The following is an 18,381-nucleotide window of genomic DNA, read 5'->3' on the forward strand; positions in this document are numbered from 1 at the left end:
ACGTCTTCCAATCGTTTGATCTTCTTCATACCGGAAGTTTACCATATTTTTACCGGGGTTGCTATCAAAGAACTCGTTTACTGCCAACTACTTCAGCTCGCCACCAAGTTCGATTTTACCCACACTCATTGGAGAAAAGCCCAAAAAATAGCGGCGGATATCCGCCAGGACTATAACCACAGGTAACTATTGGCAGGCTTGTTTTAGCAAGCCTTGATGAAAACCAGCCACGCCCCGCCAACGGCGAGGCTCCGCATTTTATCGTTCCGCCTTCGTGCAGGGAAAAATGCTTCGGCGGATAAATCATGGTATCGCTGAGCCAAGCCGAAGCGCCACTGGTGTGGCCTGAAACATAACGTTGTCAAAATATTAATTACCTGGATTCCCGCTGGAGCTTACGCTGAATGCAATGAAGCGCGGGAATGACAATAAACCCTGAAGTCAACAACAATGGCCACCAGCATAGACGGTAAAAAATATCTGCCGAGATACGGGCCAATCTCAATAATAATGAGTATGGGCAGTATCCTTCCGGCGAGAAAGTTCCATTCTATAATGTGATCAAACCTCTCATTTGGTGATAGCATGGGAAAGCGTGCGGAATCGCAAGATACCGAATTCAAATCGACCTGGAGGGATGAATATTTAAAGGCAATCTGCGCCTTTGCCAATACCAACGGCGGGACGCTGTTTATTGGCATTGACGACAAGGGGAAACCGGTAGGCATTACCGACGCCAAGCGGATGATGGAGGAAATACCCAACAAGGCCAAGGATTTGCTGGGCATTATGTCTGATGTCAGACAAGAAATGGAATCCGGGAAAACGGTTATCTCGGTGACCGTGCGGAAATCGCCAGCGCCGATCTCGTATCACGGCAAGTATTACATTCGCAGTGGCAGCACCACCCAGGAACTAAAAGGCCGTGACTTGACCCAATTCGTCATTTCCAAATCCGGACGGGGCTGGGATGACTACATTGAGGAGCGGGCAACGTTGAATGACATCGACCCCGAGGCCGTAATGTCGTTCCGGGGCTTTGCCGCCGGCCGGCTTCCGGCGATTAGGAACGAGCGTAGCATCTCCGCCATTATTAACAAACTCAACCTGCTGGAGAACGGCAAACCCAAACGGGCGGCAATTCTGTTGTTTGGCAAAAACCCCAAGCGGTTTTACATCAGCGCGTTCATCCGAGTGGGGAAATTCAGGGACGAGACGGACATCATTAGTACAGAAGAAATTGAGGGTAATCTGTTCCAGCAGGTGGAGCGGACGATAGAGCTATTGAAAACGAAATATCTTGTCACTACCGTGTCGTTCAAGGGCATTCACCGAAGGGAAACATTGGAATTACCAGAAGCGGCGCTACGTGAGGCCGTGATCAACGCAGTAATTCACCGAGACTACATTGGCGCGCACACCCAGATCCGCATCCTGCCCGATCGGATGACCATTTGGAACGAGGGCGGACTGCCCTGCGGCATCACCATAAGCGATTTGGCCAAAAGTCATCCATCGCGTCCGCGCAACGAATTACTAGCCGACGTATTCTACAAAGCGGGGCTGGTCGAAGCCTGGGGCCGGGGAACGGTCCTCATTCTATCGGCCTGCCGCAAAGCCGGGTTGCCCGCTCCGGCATTCAGAGAAGAGGCGAAAGGATTTGAGGTTACCTTTATATTAAGGGCGAAAACGTCAAGTATTCCAAAAACACAAGGTTTGACCGAACGGCAAAAGGATATTGCTGCACGTGTGAAAAAAGCTGGGTCAATTAAGTTGTCAGACATTGTCAAGGAATATGAAGGTGTTTCAACAAAGGCCATTTATCGCGATTTGCAAACCTTGGTTGAAAGAAGCGTTATCACCCAAAAAGGGACGAAAAAGGGCAGAACCTATAACATTATATAACGGACACATAACGGACACATAACGGACAAATAACAGACAAATAACGGACAAATAATGGACAAATAACAGACAAATAATGGACACATATCGCACGTCTTGGATATGCAATCTGCATAACTGAATAGTGTTGTAATAATAAAAAAGGCAATAATTGGGAAATATAAGGGCAATGACAATTGAGAAGTTTTTTGGAAATTAAAATATTATGGCCATCATCATCGACGGTAAAAAAATAGCGGCGGATATCCGCCATGAAGTCGCTGCCGAGGTATCAGCCCTAAAGGGGCAGGGGACAGAGCCCCATTTGGCCGTGATCATCGTGGGTTCTGACCCGGCCTCGCAGGTCTATGTCCGCAACAAGCACCAGGACTGCGAAGAGGTCGGCATCTGCTCTTCGGTGATCGAACTGCCGGCGGACACAACACAGGCGCAGTTGCTGGACAAGATCAAAGAACTCAATAACGACAAAACCGTCCACGGAATCCTGGTGCAGTCGCCGCTGCCCAAAGGCTTGTCCGAAGAACAGGCCTTCCAGTCCATCTCCCCGTTAAAGGATGTGGACTGTTTTCATCCTGAGAACGTGGGCCTGATGACCCTGGGGCGGCCGCGCTTTTTGCCCTGCACCCCGGCCGGGGTAATAGAACTGCTGGTCCGCACCGGGATCGAGATCTCCGGGAAATATATAGTGATCGTGGGCCGTTCCAACATCGTGGGCAAGCCCCTGGCCAACATGCTGCTGCAGAAGGCCAAAAACGGCAACGCTACCGTTACCGTCTGCCACACCGGCACCAAGGGGCTGGCTTATTACACCAAACAGGCCGACATAGTGATCGCGGCGGCCGGCAGCCCGGGGATGATCACCGGCAGCATGCTGAATAACAATTGCGTGGTGATAGACGTGGGGGTCAACCAGGTCGCCGACCTCAGCAAGAAGAGCGGGGTACGGCTGACCGGCGACGTGGATTTCGAGTCGGCCTCCAAGATAGCTTCCTACATTACGCCGGTGCCGGGCGGGGTGGGCCCGATGACCCGGGCCATGTTGCTGAAGAACACGGTGAAGGCGGCGGGGCTGAACCGATTGAAATCGAAACATTAATATTGCGGAGATCAGGATGAACAAAAATATCTTTTTCCGGAGGCTTGCTCTTATTTTAGCCATCGGGACTTTAGTGAAGTCCCCGGCCCCGGCCCAGCCAAAACCGGCGCCGCAACTGCTGGATCTGTATTCCATCGGTTTTCCGGCCTGGGATTATCAGCCCGCCGCCTGGAATATCAACGTGCTGAAGATATTCGACAATAAGCTGTATCTGGGCTATGGAGATGCCACAATAAATACCGGACCCACCGATGTGATCTATTACGATCTGGAATCAAAGAAATTTGTCAAGGAATTTACGGTTGACGATGAGGGAATTTACCAATATCAGGTGATTGACGGGAAATTGGTCATCCCCGGCGTAGATGCCACCGAGGAATGGGATTTCGGGAATATCTATGTGCTGGACAAATCCGGATGGGTGAAACACCGTTCCATTACAAAGGGCATCCATGTATTCGACGCCGTTTCTTATAAAAACAAATGGTACGTAGGCACCGGAAATTATTCCGAATTTACCAAGGAAGAGACTTTTGCCTTCGGGGCCATCCTCGGCTCGGCCGACAGCTGCAAGACCTGGAAATACGAATACATAACTCCGTGCGATAAAAACGGGGTTTACCGGATCAGCGCTTTAATATCATATAAAGACAAGCTTTATGCCTTTCCCTATGCCTATGTCGGATATTCTTTGGAGGAAGTCCCGGCGGAATACCGCCAATATTTAGGCAAACCCTATGTGGAGGACGGGAAGGAGTACTATCTGGTTTCCATCGACAACGCTTTCGGGAACACCGACGCCGTCTGCTATAACGGCAGTTTATGGCAACCGGCCGACCTGGTCCCTGACCCCCAGGCCTACCACACCCGCCCGGTTGTTTTCCGGGATAAACTTATCCTTTCCGTTATTTCCGGCAAATATATAAGTTCTGTTTCGGACTATATCGAACAAAAGGGAAAGCTTCCGGACAACGTCAAGACTTCGCTGTATGTTTTTGACGGGCTGAAAACCGAAAAACTGACTTTCGCATACGAGCTGATCCGGGATATTCTGCCCAAGCAGGACAAATTGTATATACTGTATTTCAACAAAGGGCAGAACCTGATAGCCGAGACCACCGACCTTAAAACCTGGAAATATTACCTGTTGCCGGCCTCTGTTAAGAAACCTTTGTCCATAGAAACTGACGGCAATGTGTTTTACGTGGGCGCCGCGGACGGAAATGTCTTCAGGGCCGCTCTAAATGCTCAAGTCACAAGCGGAACAGCAGCCGGCAGGCTGCCGGTAAAATTCTATGGCGCGGCCGAGACTGCCAAAGAGGCCCAAAGATACTGGGCGGCCGTGACCGGATGGAAGACCCTGGGCCGGGCGGCAAAGTATTCCTGCGAGATAAAAACGGACAACGCCATCGAAATTAAAACCGATAACCTTTCGGGCCTCATCGTTTACCTGCCTTTGGACCTGGTGGACAAGTCAAAACTACTGACGCTTGAGATAGACGGCCAGCAGATCTTTAAAGACAAATCCTCGGGGTTCTCCAGTTTTGACCTGTCCCTGAAGAACGGCAAATGGCGGGCTGCCAAGGGGAATAAAACTCCAGGGTCCTTCAAAACAAAAGACATCGTGGTCGGCCGGGCGGGGTCGGACCTATCCCGGAAAGGCGACGATCCGGAAACTGGCAACTGGCAGGCCGATGTTATCAAATGGGCAGGCAAGACCGATATCGCCCTGGTCACCCGCGGGTCGGTGCGAAAAGATATCCGGAAGGGCGATATAACGGCTGCCGACGTTTACAACCAAAATTACCGCAACACCATTTGCATATTCAAAGCCAAGGGGGCGGACATCAGGAGAATGCTGGAATACAACATCAAACAGCCGGCGAGAGGCGACAAGATCCAGGTCTCCGGGTTTGACTTTGCCTATAATGCCGCCAAGGATCCGCAGAAGAACGTCATCACCGCCTTACGGCTTGCCCCGGACAAAGAATATTCGGTCGCCACCTCAAACTATATAGTGCAAGAGGCAAAAAATATAGTAGGAGACGAAATCAAGGCCGAAGATACGTATCAAAGCGTGATCGAGGCCACCATCAAATGGCTGCAGGAAAACAAGAAGATCGGCGCCATATCTCCGAGGATAAAGATCAATAAGCTTGACTGATCATAGCTAAATGCCCGACGATAAACAGATAATCCTTTCGGTCAGCCAGCTCAACGCCCAGGTGCGGCGGGTGCTGGAGTCCTCCATACCCAGGCTGTGGGTCAAGGGCGAGGTCTCCAACATGACGGCCCATTCCTCCGGCCACTTGTACTTCAGCTTAAAGGACGGCGGGGGGCAGGTGCGCTGCGTGATGTTCAAGACCGCCGCCCAGTCGCTGCTGCTGCTGCCTCAGGATGGGATGCAGTGCCTGGCCCTGGCCGACGTTACTCTATACGAGCGCTCCGGGCAGTATCAGCTCAATGTCCAGCAGCTCCAAATAGCGGGACAGGGCGAACTGGCTTTGGCCTTTGAACGTTTAAAAAACAAGCTTTTTCAGGAAGGCTTGTTCGATCCCGAACACAAGCGGCCCATCCCAAAATATCCTTCGGCCATCGGCCTGGTCACCTCGCCCACCGGGGCGGCCCTGCGCGACATCGTCAAAGTCATCAAGCGCCGCTGGCCGCTGTGCCGGATGATCCTGTGCCCGGTGCCGGTGCAGGGCCTGGGGGCCGGGGACAAGATCGCCGAGGCCATCAGACAGTTCAACGATTTCGGCCAGGTCCAGTTTTTGATCGTGGGCCGGGGCGGCGGCTCGGCCGAGGACCTGTGGGCCTTCAACGAAGAGGCGGTGGCCCGGGCCATCTATGAATCCAGGATCCCGGTGATCTCGGCGGTGGGGCACGAGGTGGATTTCACCATCGCCGATTTTGTGGCCGACCTCAGGGCGCCCACCCCTTCGGCCGCGGCCGAACTGGCGGTGCCCGACCTGGCCGAGGTCAGATCAAACCTTTTGGATTCCGGCTCCAGGATCAAGAACGCCCTGTTATGGCTGGCTTCCCAGTGCCGGCAGCGGCTGGAGGCCATCGGCCGCAGTTACGGAATGATGCGGCTGGCCGACATAGTGGAGCAGAAATCGCAGCAACTGGCCCGGACCCAAAAGCAATTGGGTGCGGTACTGGCCTGGCAGGTCGGGTCATTGAAAATAAAATTAGACGGATTAAGCCAATCCCTGGCGGCCCTCGGTCCTGGCTCGGTGCTGGCCCGGGGCTATAGCATCTGCCGCGATCAAAATGGCAAGATAATCAAAGATTCAAGATACCTGAACCCGGACGATGACCTAACCGCAGAGTTTTCCCGGGGATGGGCTAAAACGATAGTTAAGGAGACGGGCCGATGAAAACCGCAAAAAAAAGCCAGCCGAAGGATTTCAAACTGGAGGCAGCCTTGAAAAGGCTAGAACAGATCGTAGAGAAACTGGAATCCGGCGAAGTGGAGATAGACCAGGCTTTGGGCCTGTATCAGGAGGGGATGGAGCTTTTAGGCCAGGCCAAAGCCGCCTTAAACGAGGTGAATTTCAAGATCAAAAAACTTACCCTGACCGGCCAGGGGGAATTTAAAACCGAAGCAATGAAATTGGAGGAAGGTTCTAATGACCAAGAGTAAAACCCAAAAAGCCAAAACGGCAAAAGCCAAGATCCCCCTGAAGACGGTTGTCAAAAAGACTGCCGGCAAACGGCCGGCCAAGCCGGTGAGCAGGAAAACGACCAAGCCCGCCGTCAAGAAGGCGGCCAAACCAACCGTCAAAGCCAGGCCGCCCCAAAACACAGAATTATCCGGGCTTTTGGAAGAAGTGAAAAAGCGCAAGGAAAGCGTCCGCCAGTATCTTAAGCTGAAGGACCGGCCCGACAAGTTCCTGCCCGAGGATATCTACCGCGGAATGCACAGCTATCTGGGGATCGGCGGCAAATCCTTAAGGCCGGCGGTCTGCTTGCTGTGTTGCGGGGCGGTGGGCGGGGACGAGGACAAGGCCCTGCCGGCGGCGGCGGCCATCGAGGTCTACCACACCTGGACCCTGGTGCACGACGACATCATAGACCGGGACAAGCTGCGCCGGGGCGCGGCCACGGTGCACGAGGAACTGACCCAGCGGGCGGCCAAGCGGCTGGGGCTTAAGGGCGAGGAAGCCAGCCACTACGGCACCTCCATGGCCATCCTGGCCGGAGACCTGCAGCAGGGCTGGACTATCGCCCTTTTAACCGAACTGGTGCGGGAGCGGGGGGTGAACCCCATCCTGGTGCTGCAGCTGATCCTGGACCTGGAGATAGACGTCCAGTCGGCCCTGATCGAGGGCGAAGCCCTGGACGTCCAGTATTCCAAGATGCCGCTGGAATCCTTGAACGAAGAAAAGATTCTGTCCATGCTCTGGAAGAAGACCGGGGCCCTTTACCAGTTCGCCGGCAAGGCCGGGGCCATGATCGGAATAGACCAGCCCAACCACAAGCACCCCTACGTGGAGGCCCTGTCCCAATTCACCTCCAACTGCGGGATGGCCTTTCAGCTCCAGGACGACATCCTGGGAATCTTAGGAAACGAGAAGACCCTGGGCAAGCCGGTGGGTTCGGACATCCGGGAAGGCAAGCGGACGGCAATAGTCTATCATGCCCTGAACGCGGCCTCCCGCTCCGAAAGGAGTTTGATCCTGAAGACCCTGGGCAATCCCAAGGCCACCCCGGCCCAGGTCAAAAGCGTTACCCAGCTGTTCGTGAAACTGGGCGGCATCGAGCATGCTGCCGAACTGGCCCAAAAATACGTGCGCCGGGCTATCACCGCGTTAGAGCCGCTGCCGGAAACAGAGTACAAGCAGCTTCTGATGCAGTGGGCCGATTATATGGTCAACCGGGAATTTTAACGAAGCCGGTTTGCTGTTTACCGTTTATTGTTCGCTGTTCACTGTTAATTGGTTTTCTGCCTTGCAGATGAAGTAATCAACCCAATAAACTGTTCACTGTTCATTGTTCATTGTTCATTGTTCACTGTTCATTGTTCATTGTTCACTGTTCATTGTTCATTGTTCATTGTTCACTGTTCATTGTTCACTGTTCACTGTTCATTGTTCATTGTTCATTGTTCATTGTTCATTGTTCATTGTTCATTGTTCATTGTTCACTGTTCATTGTTCACTGTTCATTGTTCATTGTTCATTGTTCATTGTTCATTGTTCACTGTTCACTGTTCATTGTTCACTGTTCATTGTTCATTGTTCATTGTTATAATGCCGTTTTGGGAGATCCTACATAACAAAATGCTCTGGGCCGTGGCCGTCAGCGGTATTTCCACCCAGGTATTGAAGGCCTTCGCCTCGGTCATCTGGGAGGGCCGGCTCAACTGGCGGCGGACCCTGGAGCCCGGCGGAATGCCCAGCTCGCACGCCGCTTCCTCGGCCACCATGGCCACCATGATAGGCTTAAGCTCCGGGTTCGACAGCTGGCTTTTCGCCTTGTCTTGCTATGCGGCCTTTGTGGTGATGTACGATGCGGCCGGGGTGCGGAGGGCGGTGGGCCGCCAGGCCATGGTATTAAACCAGATGCTGGGAAGCCGTAACCTTAAAAAAAGAGCCCAGGGCTTGCAGATCAAAGAACTGTTGGGCCACACTCCGATTGAGGTCGTGGCCGGATGTATTTTGGGAATATTCTGGGGGCTTGTTTTTCACTACTTGATAGGATAATTTATGATCCTGGAAAAAATAAATACTCCGGGCGATCTGAAAGGCCTGAACCTGCAGCAGCTGAAGCAGCTGGCGGGAGAAGTGCGCCAGCAGATTATAGACGTGGTTTCCAAGAACGGGGGGCACCTGGCGCCCAGTCTGGGCACGGTGGAGCTGACCATCGCCCTGCACTATGCCCTGGATGCCCCAGAAGACAAGCTGATCTGGGACGTGGGCCACCAGACCTATGCCCACAAAATCCTTACCGGCCGGAAAAATGAATTTTGCACCCTCCGCACCTACCGGGGTTTAAGCGGCTTTCCCAAACGGGCCGAAAGCCAATATGATTGTTTTGACACCGGGCACGCCTCCACCTCTATTTCGGCGGCCCTGGGGATGGCCTGCGCCCGGGACCTGGCCGGAGAGAAATACCGGGTGGCGGCCATCATCGGCGACGGCTCGCTGACCGGGGGCCTGGCCTTTGAGGGCCTGAATCATGCCGGCCAGCTGAAAAAAACCATGCTGGTGGTCCTAAACGACAACCGGATGGCCATCTCCAAACGGGTGGGAGCCCTGGGCCAGTACCTGACCCGGATCACCACCGCCCCGGCTTATACTAATTTTGAAAAAAACGTCTGGGATCTTCTGGGCGCCCTGCCCAAGGACATGGGACAGCCCACCCGGGTGATGTTCCGCCGCCTCCGCCAGGGCTTCAAAAACCTGATCGTGCCGGGCCTGACCTTTGAAGAGCTGGGTTACCATTACGAAGGCCCGGTGGACGGCCATGACCTGCAGGCCCTGATAAAGATACTGAACCGGATCAAAGACCTTTCGGGCCCGACCATGCTTCATGTGCTGACCACCAAGGGCAAGGGGTATGCCCCGGCCGAAAGCAACGCCGAAAAATTTCACGGGGTGGGAGCCTTTGATCCTGAGACCGGCGACTCCCGCACCCAATCAGACATTCCCTCCTACACCGAGGTCTTCGGCCAGACCCTGACCGAGCTAGCCCGGCAGAATCCTAAGATCGTGGCCATCACCGCGGCCATGCCCGAAGGCACCGGTCTGGACATTTTCCGGGAGGCCATCCCGGAAAGATTTTACGACGTGGGCATAGCCGAACAGCATGCCCTGACCTTTGCCGCTGGGTTGGCGGTCCGGGGTTTCAGACCGGTGGTGGCCATCTACTCCACATTTTTACAACGGGGCTACGATCAGATAATTCACGACATTGCCCTCCAAAAACTGCCGGTGGCGCTGGCCATTGGCCGGGCCGGGCTGGTGGGCGAGGACGGCCCCACCCATCACGGGCCTTTCGACGTTTCTTACCTGCGATGCGTTCCCAACCTGCTTTTGATGGCCCCGAAAGATGAACAGGAATTAAAGGACATGCTGTTGACCGCTTTGAAACATGACGGTCCTGCGGCCATTCGGTATCCCCGGGGCAGCGGTTTCGGTGTCAAATTAAAAGCCCCGCAGGAACTGGCCTTGGGGCGGGCCAAAAACTTAAGGGAGGGCAAGGCCGGCGCCATATTGGGCCTGGGCATAGGGGCCACGTTAGGACTTCAGGCCGCCGGGCTGCTTGTTTCCCAAGGACTGGAGCTGGAGGTCTGGAACGCCAGGTTCGCCAGTCCGCTTGACGAGGAGGCCATCCGCGATATTTTAACCCGCCACCAAAAAACGCTGACCATCGAAGAAAATGTCCTGGCGGGAGGTTTCGGCTCGGCCGTGCTGGAGTTGGCCAACCGCCTTGGCCTGAAAACCGAGATCAAGCGGCTGGGCCTGCCCGACAGTTTCGTGGAGGCCGGACCACGACCCTTGCTTTTGGAAAAGAACGGCCTCAGCGCTTTGGGCATTGCGGCTTTGGCGGAAAAATATTTTAAGGCCCGGCCATGAACAACGTGCCGCCCGAGGATGCAGTCTACATCGTCAACAAGCCGCCGGGACCTACCTCCTTTGCCCAGGTAGCCAGCCTCAGGCGGCTATTGGGCATTAAAAAGGCCGGGCATGCAGGAACACTTGATCCTGACGCCTCCGGAATACTGATAGTGCTGACCGGCCAGGCCACCAGGGCCGCAAAGTTCTTTGAGGGGCTGGACAAGGAATATTTGGCCGGCATCAAACTGGGGGTGACCACAGATACCTACGATCTCAGCGGGCAGGTATTGTCCACCGTAGCCGTACCGGATCTCAGCCGGACCGAGATCAAGCTGGCCTTAAAGAATTTTCAGGGCCAGATCATGCAGGCCCCGCCGGCTTTTTCGGCCATCAAAAAAGACGGACAGCCCTTGTACAAGGCGGCCCGCCAGGGAAAACCGGTAGAACTGGTCCCCCGTCAGATTGAAATTCAATGGATAAAACTAAAACAAATCACCCTTCCCGAGATCACTGTTTCGGTCAAATGCTCCAAGGGAACCTACATCCGCTCGCTGGCCTTTGATCTGGGAAAAATATTGGGCTGCGGCGCGGCCCTGTCCGGCTTAATCAGAACGGCGGTAGGAGAGTTCACCATTGACCGGGCCGTGCCGGGAGATTCCGGCAAAGAGCAGCTGGCGGCGGCGGCGATCTCCATAGACCAGGCCCTGTATTTTATAGAATCCCTGGAGCTTACGTCAGATCGGGCACAAAGGATCGGCCACGGCAATCCCGTGGACTGTGCTCATCCCGATGCCGGACAGGTCAAGGCCCGTTATCAGGATCAGATACTGGCCATTGGCCCGGTCCAAAACCACGTCTTCAAACCGCAGACGGTATTGGCGCCGCAATGCTGACCATCACCCGCCTCAATAATTTCGGCAAGGAGCATCCCGGCGCAGTGGTGGCCCTGGGGGTGTTCGACGGCCTGCACCGGGGTCACCAGGCCCTGATAAAAAAACTGGTTGCCAGGGCCCTACAGTCCGGACGCCAAAGCGTGGCGCTGACCTTTGAACCCCATCCCCAAAAGGTGCTCCGCCGGACAAGTCAGCCGTTCATCCTGACTACCGGTCCCGAGAAGAAACTGCTGCTGTCCCGGATGGGGGTGGACGTGATGGCCGTGATCCGTTTTTCCAAAAGCATGGCCGAGATGGCTCCGGAGCAGTTTGTAAAAAAGATACTGGTCAACAAGCTGGGGGCCGCGACGGTGATCTGCGGAGAGGACTGCGGGTTCGGGGCGGGAAGAGAAGGGGACATCGGCCTGCTTAAAGCGCTGGGACTGAAATACGGCTTTATGGTGGAAGGGATAACCGCCTGCAAGTCCAGACAGGAAAAAATAGGCAGCACCTTGATTCGGCGGCAGATCCAGAAAGGCCTTTTTAACCAGGCGGTTAAGTTGCTGGGGCATCCCTATCTCATCAACGGCCTGGTGGTCAAGGGCCGGGGCGTGGGAAGGAAGTTGGGTTATCCCACCGCCAATCTTAAAGCAAACGATAAACTCAAACTCATTCCCGGGGACGGGGTCTATACCGCCCGGGCCTTGGTAGGTAAAAAGACCTATGACGGAATGTTGTATATCGGAGGCCGGCCGACCTTCGGCGGCAAAAGCACCCGGGCCATAGAATTCAGCGCTTTTGAAAACCCGGGGAACCTCTACGGCCGGGAGTTGACCCTGGAGGTCCACCAGTTCATCCGGCCGGACAAGAAGTTCGGCAGCCTGGAGCATCTGAATAAGACGATTGCCGGGGATCAGATAAAAATAAGAAATTATTTTACTTGACTTATATATACAAAAAGCATATATTTATATATAGGAGATAGAAGATAGAGAGATGAGGCCGTGAACGGCCTGTTGTGTGGGGACTGTGGCTACATTCCCTAACCCAGGCATTAATGCCTGGGTTAGGAAAGCCTGACTTACTGTGAGCCAAGGCCATTCATGGCCTTATAATAGGAGGCATATATGAAAACATTGGTGGAATTGGACGAACATCTGTTAAAGGAAGCCTTTCGGCTGACCGGGGCCAAGACCAAGCGCCAGGTAATAAACCTTTCCCTGGAGGAACTGGTGCGCCAGAAAAGAATGATCAGCCTTAAACAACGGCTGGGCCGGACCGGACTGAACCTAACTTTGAGCAAGCTGGAGGCCGCCAGAAATGCCCGGTAGGGGATTGGTCCTGATAGACAGCTCGGCCTGGATCCTGGCCTTAAGGCCCAAGGGTTCGCTGACGGCCCAACGCTTGGTAGGAGAACTGCTGGAACATGACCGGGCCGCCACCGCCGGAATGATCATGGCAGAACTTTTACAGGGGGCCCGAAACGAAGGAGAGTATCAAAACCTCTCCCGCGAGCTGGGCTCTTTGCATTACCTGCTGTTTGCGGACGAGGACTGGAGGCCCATCTCCCAGCTGGGCTATCGCCTGATCAGGGCCGGGCTAAAAATTCCCATTACCGATATTATCGTTGCCCACCTGGCCATAAAACATCGCTGTCTGCTGCTGCACGCCGACCGGCATTTTGAGCTGATGGCCAAGGAGGCAGGGCTGGCGCAAAAATATTTGAGGCCGGGTACCTGAAAAACAAACCTTTAATAGACTATCCATTCCTTTCAGGAAATAACCATAAGAGCATTACAGAATCTGAACTCAACCCACTTCGGCTCTGGCTTCGGCACTTCGACAGGCTCAGTGCAACGCACGCTCAGCCCGGCGGCTCAGCGCAAGCCTTTCTCCCCTTCTCTTTGCTTTGACTATGCTCAGCATGAGTCCAAGAGAAGGAGACGGGGGATGAGTTCTAATATGGTCACTACTTAAACATTCTTGAGTCCAGGATAAAAATCATTGCGAATTAATTGCCAGAAAACAAAGCATAATATATTTAGGAGCACCACCCATGATCAAAGATATTTCGGCCTTCTACTCCAAGAACGCCCTTAACATGAAGCGTTCCGAGATCCGCGAGCTGCTCAAGTTCACCCGCCAGCCCGGAATCATCAGCTTTGCCGGAGGCCTGCCGGCCGCTGACACATTTCCGGTGAAGGAGATAGAAGATATCTCCTGCCAAATCCTGCGGGAGAAGGGGGCCTATGCCCTACAGTACGGAACCACCGAGGGCGAGGCGCCATTAAGGGAGGAGGTTGCCAAATGGATGTCCCGGGAAAAACCGGGGATCAAGCCGGAGAATATCTTTATCACCTCCGGCTCCCAGCAGGGGCTGGATATCATATCCAAGGTGTTTCTGAACCCCGGAGACACTGTAATAGTGGAGCTTCCCAGCTACGTGGGCGGGCTGCAGGCCTTTGCCGCCTACCGGGCCAAGATGGCGGGCGTGCCCCAGGACGATCAAGGAATGCGGATGGACAAGCTGGAAAAGATTTTGGCCAGGATGGCCAAGAAGAACAAAAAGCCCAAGTTCATATACGTGGTGCCGGATTTCCAAAACCCGTCGGGCATAACCATGAACCTGGAGCGCCGAAAAAAGCTGTTGGAGCTGGCCTATCAATACGAGATTCCGATAGTGGAAGACAGCCCCTACCGCGACCTGCGTTTCACCGGGGAGCCGGCGCCGCCCATCTACAGCTTAGACGCCCAGAACCAGGTGATAGTGCTGGGGACTTTCTCCAAAATATTCTGTCCCGGCCTGCGCCTGGCCTGGATCACCGCCCCGGCCGAATGGATGGACCGGATGATAGTGGTCAAACAGAGCATGGACCTGTGCAGCCCCTCGTTCAACCAGCTGGTCACCGCCGAATACATGAGGCAGGGCCTGCTGCAGCCCCAGATAGAGCGGATCAAGGTCCTTTACGGCCAGAAGTGCCAGGTGATGCTCAAGGCCCTGAAGAAGCACATGCCCAAAGGGGTTAAATGGACCAAGCCCGAAGGCGGGCTGTTCCTGTGGCTCAAACTCCCCAAGAACATGAGCGCCAACGAACTTTTTCCCAAGGCCATCGAAGAGAAGGTAGCCTACGTAGTGGGCACCGCCTTCCATTGCGACGGCAAGGGCCAGAACGCCATGCGGATAAATTTTTCCTATCCCACCGAGACCCAGATCGAGGAAGGGGTTCAGAGGCTGGCCAATACGATAAAGAAGAATATGTGATTCTAAGAAGACAGAATATTGAAGTTTGAATATTGAAGGGTGGTTCCGTATTCCGTCTTCAAAATTCAATATTCATCCGAAGCGTTTAAGAGGAGAAAGTATATGCTAGAGAAACGCGAACAATGGGGATCCAAACTGGGGGTCATTCTGGCCGTGGCCGGAAGCGCGGTGGGACTGGGAAACTTTTTGCGGTTCCCGGCCAAGGCGGTGCTCAACGGCGGCGGGGCCTTTATGATCCCCTACTTTGTGGCCTTTTTGCTTTTGGGCATCCCCCTGATGTGGGTGGAGTGGACCCTGGGCCGGATGGGCGGGGAGCGCGGCCACGGCACCGCCCCCGGAATCTTCGACAAGTTGGACGGGACGGGGCGCTGGGCCAAATATCTTGGCACCATAGGGGTGCTGGGCCCGTTCCTCATCCTGATCTACTATATGTACATAGAATCATGGACCCTGGCCTATGCCTGGTACTCGTTCACCGGGCATCTGCCTTTCGGTGGAGGCCAGGCCGATATGAAGGCCTTTTTGTCGGGCTTTCAGGGCCTGGCGCAAAACCAGTATTTTTCCGGTCTGGCCCCGGCCTTGACTTTTTTTGCCATCACCTTTCTGTTGAACTTCTACTTCATCTATCAGGGAGTTCAGGGCGGAATCGAAAAACTCTCCAAGTACGGGATGCCAGTGCTGATAGGGATAGGGATCCTGCTGACCATTCGGGTGCTGTCTCTGGGGACTCCCGACCCAGCCTTACCGGAGCTTTCGGTGAAGAATGCTTTGGGATTCGTCTGGAATCCCGATTTTTCGCAATTGGGATCAGCCAAGGTCTGGATAGAAGCCGCCGGGCAGATATTTTTCACCCTGTCGGTGGGGATCGGTGTGATCCTGACCTATGCCAGCTATCTTAAAAAGAACGACGACGTGGCGCTGTCGGGCCTGACCGCTTCGGCCACCAACGAGTTTTGCGAAGTGATCCTGGGCGGTTCGATTGTCATTCCCGCGGCCTTCATCTTCCTGGGCGGGGCGGCCGGAGCCCTGACTGCCGCCCAGAGCGGCACGTTCAACCTGGGCTTCGTGACCATGCCCATGATCTTCGGCAAAATGCCGCTGGGGGCTTTGTTCTCGGGGATGTGGTTCCTGTTGCTGTTCATAGCCGGCATCACCTCTTCGGTCTCCCTGATCCAGCCGGTCGTGTCCTTCCTGGAGGACGAACTGAAATGGAACAGAAAAAAGTCGGTGTTGACCCTGGGTCTCGTATCCCTGCTGGCCTGCCTCCCGGCCATCTTCTTTCTGGGGCACGGGTTCGTGGACGAGCTGGATTTCTGGGGAGGCACCCTGTTCCTGGTGATCTTTGCCGCCATCGAGATCATCCTTTTCTCCTGGGTTTTCGGCATCGAAAAAGGCTGGCAGGAGATGCACCAGGGGGCCCAGATGAAGATCCCCGGCATCTATAAATACATCATCAAATATGTCACCCCGCTCTACCTCCTGATATTGCTTGGGGTATGGTCTTACCAGCAATTCTGGCCGGTGCTGGCAATGAAGGGGGCGGCCCCGGCCGATCAGCCCTATAGGTGGGGCGCCCGGGGGCTGGTGTTCGGCCTGTGGGCGGTGGTCATTGCGCTGGTGGCCTGGGCCTGGAGAAAACGAACCGTAATATCTTAATAGCGAAAAACGAATATTGAAACAATACCAAAGCACTAAATCACAATTATTAAATTTGAGATTCGTGTTTAGAATATTGTTTCGGATTTCGGATTTCGCATTTCGAATTTTCAAAGGGAGGTTCAAAACATGAACATCTGGGGCCTAATCTTCATGGCCTTTTCCTGGGGCTTGATCATATTCTTGACGGTTTACAGTTTTACCCTGGTGCTTAAGGGGAAATAAACCAACCTCAATAAACTACCCAAAAGTAAAAGGAGCAGCGGGATGAAAAACAATCTTTTCGTAGCAGTGGTTTGCGCTCTGGCCTTGGCGCTGGTTGCTTCCTGCAGCCTGGGGCCGCGCACCATCAAGATCGGGGTGGCCGGGCCCATGACCGGCCCGCAGGCCAAACAGGGCACAGATTTTCTTAACGGCGTCAGATTGGCAGTGGAGGAGTGGAACGCCAGAGGGGGGGTTTTGGGCAAGAAGATCGAAGTGATCTACGAGGACGACCGGGGGGACCCCAAGGACGCGGTGGCTGTGGCCAACAAATTAGTCAATCAGAACGTGGCGGCGGTCGTTGGTCATTATGGTTCTTCCTGCTCAATTCCGGCCTCGGCCATCTATTACGAAGCGGGGATAGTGCAGATAACCCCATCTTCCACCAACGGCTCCCTGACCCTCAAGGGAAAAAGGGCCACGGTGTTCCGGGCCTGCGGCCGCGACGACCAGCAGGCCTCGTTCGACGCCCAGTATGTCCGGGAGGTGCTGAAGAAGAAACGGGTGGCCATACTGGACGACAAGACCACCTACGGCCAGGGGCTGGCCAAGGATTTTGAGAAGAACCTGGGGCCCACCGTCAAAGTGGTGGCCTACGAGCATGTCACCCAGGGCGACAAGGATTTTGCGGCGGTGCTTACCAAGATCAAGCCCCTTAACCCGGAGCTGATATTCTACGGTGGTTATTACCCCGAGGCCGGGCTGATCGTCACCCAGATGCGGAGGCTGGGGATCAGAGCCCTGTTCATGTCCGGCGACGCCACCATCGACCAGGAATACCTGAATATAGCCAAGCTGGATGCCGAGGGGACCTATCTCTCGTACGGTCCGGATTTCGAGAAATTAGAGAGCGCCAAAAAATTCATAGCCGACTACCAGAATAAATACGGCCAGGTAGGGCCATATTCGCTGTATGCCTATGACGCCGCCAACGTGGCCTTGAAGGGCGTTGAGCTGGCCGGGTCCGCCGAAGGGGCCAAGATCGCGGCCGCCATTCACGGCAATGCTTTTAACGGGGCCCGGGGCGTTCTGGAATTTGACGAGAACGGCGACCTCAAAAACAGCCCCTATGTGGTGTGGGTGGTCAAGGACGGCAAGTTCGAGGCGGTAAAATAGAGAGGTATTATTCTCCCTAAGGCTAAAAGACAAATACAGAGCGGGTTGTCAGATGACGCTGATCGTCAGTCAAAACATAATGATAGCCGAGGATGAAATATCAGAGGAATTCATCCGGGCTTCGGGGCCGGGAGGACAGAACGTCAACAAAGTGGCCACCGCGGTCAAACTGAAGTTCGACGCGGCCCGCAGTCGATCCCTGCCGTCGGAAGTAAAGCAGAGGCTTTTTTTCCTTTACAAGAACCGGATCAACCTGGACGGTTTTCTGATCATCGACGCCCGCAATCGCCGGACCCGGGAGGCCAACCGCTTGGAAGCCAGGGAACGGCTGGCGGAGATCATTAGGCTGGCGGCCATCAAGCCCAAGCTCCGCCGGAAGACCAAGCCCACCCATGCTTCCCGGGCCAGGAGGCTGGATGAAAAAAAGAAACAGGGCCGGACAAAATCCCTGCGGAAAAAAGTTGGAGATACCGGAGAGGAATAGATCGGAACAAACCAAATATTTATGTGCTAACTTTGCAATAAAAGCGTACACCCACGGTTGCGGTTTTTCGCTGGTGATGGTAAGATAATAGCTTTCAATATGTAAAGGAACTACGATCAATGAAGCAAGAGGAAGCCAAAAAAGTTCCAGGAAGCCTGGCGCCT

Annotated in this window: 16 protein-coding genes; all 16 read left to right on the top strand. The window is 54.5% G+C overall.

Features of this window, described 5'->3' with window-relative positions:
• The first annotated feature begins 585 nt into the window (after positions 1-585).
• Positions 586-1,905: a putative DNA binding domain-containing protein gene (locus tag HY768_01380; GenBank protein ID MBI4725873.1), complete on the top strand. Its 1,320-nt coding sequence runs from the start codon at positions 586-588 to the stop codon at positions 1,903-1,905.
• 205 nt (positions 1,906-2,110) lie between these two features.
• Complete coding sequence (locus HY768_01385) at positions 2,111-3,001, top strand: bifunctional 5,10-methylenetetrahydrofolate dehydrogenase/5,10-methenyltetrahydrofolate cyclohydrolase (protein MBI4725874.1); 891 nt, start codon at positions 2,111-2,113, stop codon at positions 2,999-3,001.
• 16 nt (positions 3,002-3,017) lie between these two features.
• The gene (locus HY768_01390; protein MBI4725875.1) at positions 3,018-5,165 is read left to right on the top strand and encodes a 5'-nucleotidase C-terminal domain-containing protein; all 2,148 of its coding nucleotides are present in this window, start codon (positions 3,018-3,020) and stop codon (positions 5,163-5,165) included.
• A 10-nt stretch (positions 5,166-5,175) separates the two neighbouring features.
• Positions 5,176-6,381 (top strand): exodeoxyribonuclease VII large subunit, encoded by a 1,206-nt coding sequence (gene xseA / locus HY768_01395; GenBank protein MBI4725876.1) that lies wholly within the window; start codon positions 5,176-5,178, stop codon positions 6,379-6,381.
• Entirely contained in the window at positions 6,378-6,647 is a 270-nt protein-coding gene (gene xseB, locus HY768_01400) for an exodeoxyribonuclease VII small subunit (protein ID MBI4725877.1), read from the top strand. Before xseA ends, xseB begins: the two co-directional genes overlap by 4 nt.
• Positions 6,634-7,893, top strand: coding sequence for a polyprenyl synthetase family protein (locus HY768_01405; GenBank protein MBI4725878.1), 1,260 nt, complete (start codon positions 6,634-6,636; stop codon positions 7,891-7,893). Before xseB ends, HY768_01405 begins: the two co-directional genes overlap by 14 nt.
• 393 nt (positions 7,894-8,286) lie before the next feature.
• Entirely contained in the window at positions 8,287-8,709 is a 423-nt protein-coding gene (locus HY768_01410; protein ID MBI4725879.1) for a divergent PAP2 family protein, read from the top strand.
• A 3-nt stretch (positions 8,710-8,712) separates the two neighbouring features.
• Positions 8,713-10,584, top strand: coding sequence for a 1-deoxy-D-xylulose-5-phosphate synthase (locus HY768_01415; GenBank protein MBI4725880.1), 1,872 nt, complete (start codon positions 8,713-8,715; stop codon positions 10,582-10,584).
• Complete coding sequence (truB, locus tag HY768_01420) at positions 10,581-11,459, top strand: tRNA pseudouridine(55) synthase TruB (GenBank protein MBI4725881.1); 879 nt, start codon at positions 10,581-10,583, stop codon at positions 11,457-11,459. The genes HY768_01415 and truB overlap by 4 nt, the downstream gene beginning before the upstream one ends.
• Positions 11,453-12,382, top strand: a complete 930-nt coding sequence (gene ribF, locus HY768_01425; protein MBI4725882.1) for a riboflavin biosynthesis protein RibF — start codon at positions 11,453-11,455, stop codon at positions 12,380-12,382. Before truB ends, ribF begins: the two co-directional genes overlap by 7 nt.
• 183 nt (positions 12,383-12,565) lie before the next feature.
• On the top strand, positions 12,566-12,769 hold the full coding sequence (locus HY768_01430) for a type II toxin-antitoxin system VapB family antitoxin (GenBank protein MBI4725883.1): 204 nt from the start codon (positions 12,566-12,568) through the stop codon (positions 12,767-12,769).
• On the top strand, positions 12,759-13,178 hold the full coding sequence (locus tag HY768_01435; GenBank protein ID MBI4725884.1) for a PIN domain-containing protein: 420 nt from the start codon (positions 12,759-12,761) through the stop codon (positions 13,176-13,178). Before HY768_01430 ends, HY768_01435 begins: the two co-directional genes overlap by 11 nt.
• Before the next feature lie 316 nt (positions 13,179-13,494).
• Positions 13,495-14,700 (top strand): PLP-dependent aminotransferase family protein, encoded by a 1,206-nt coding sequence (locus HY768_01440; protein ID MBI4725885.1) that lies wholly within the window; start codon positions 13,495-13,497, stop codon positions 14,698-14,700.
• Between the two features lie 102 nt (positions 14,701-14,802).
• Positions 14,803-16,356, top strand: a complete 1,554-nt coding sequence (locus HY768_01445; protein ID MBI4725886.1) for a sodium-dependent transporter — start codon at positions 14,803-14,805, stop codon at positions 16,354-16,356.
• 267 nt (positions 16,357-16,623) lie between these two features.
• Entirely contained in the window at positions 16,624-17,733 is a 1,110-nt protein-coding gene (locus HY768_01450; protein MBI4725887.1) for a branched-chain amino acid ABC transporter substrate-binding protein, read from the top strand.
• A gap of 52 nt (positions 17,734-17,785) precedes the next feature.
• A complete protein-coding gene (arfB, locus tag HY768_01455; protein MBI4725888.1) occupies positions 17,786-18,217 on the top strand; it encodes an aminoacyl-tRNA hydrolase in 432 nt (143 codons plus the stop codon).
• The last annotated feature ends 164 nt before the right edge of the window (positions 18,218-18,381 follow it).

This window comes from candidate division TA06 bacterium, assembly GCA_016208585.1.
Classification (GTDB): Bacteria; Edwardsbacteria; AC1; order AC1; family EtOH8; genus UBA5202.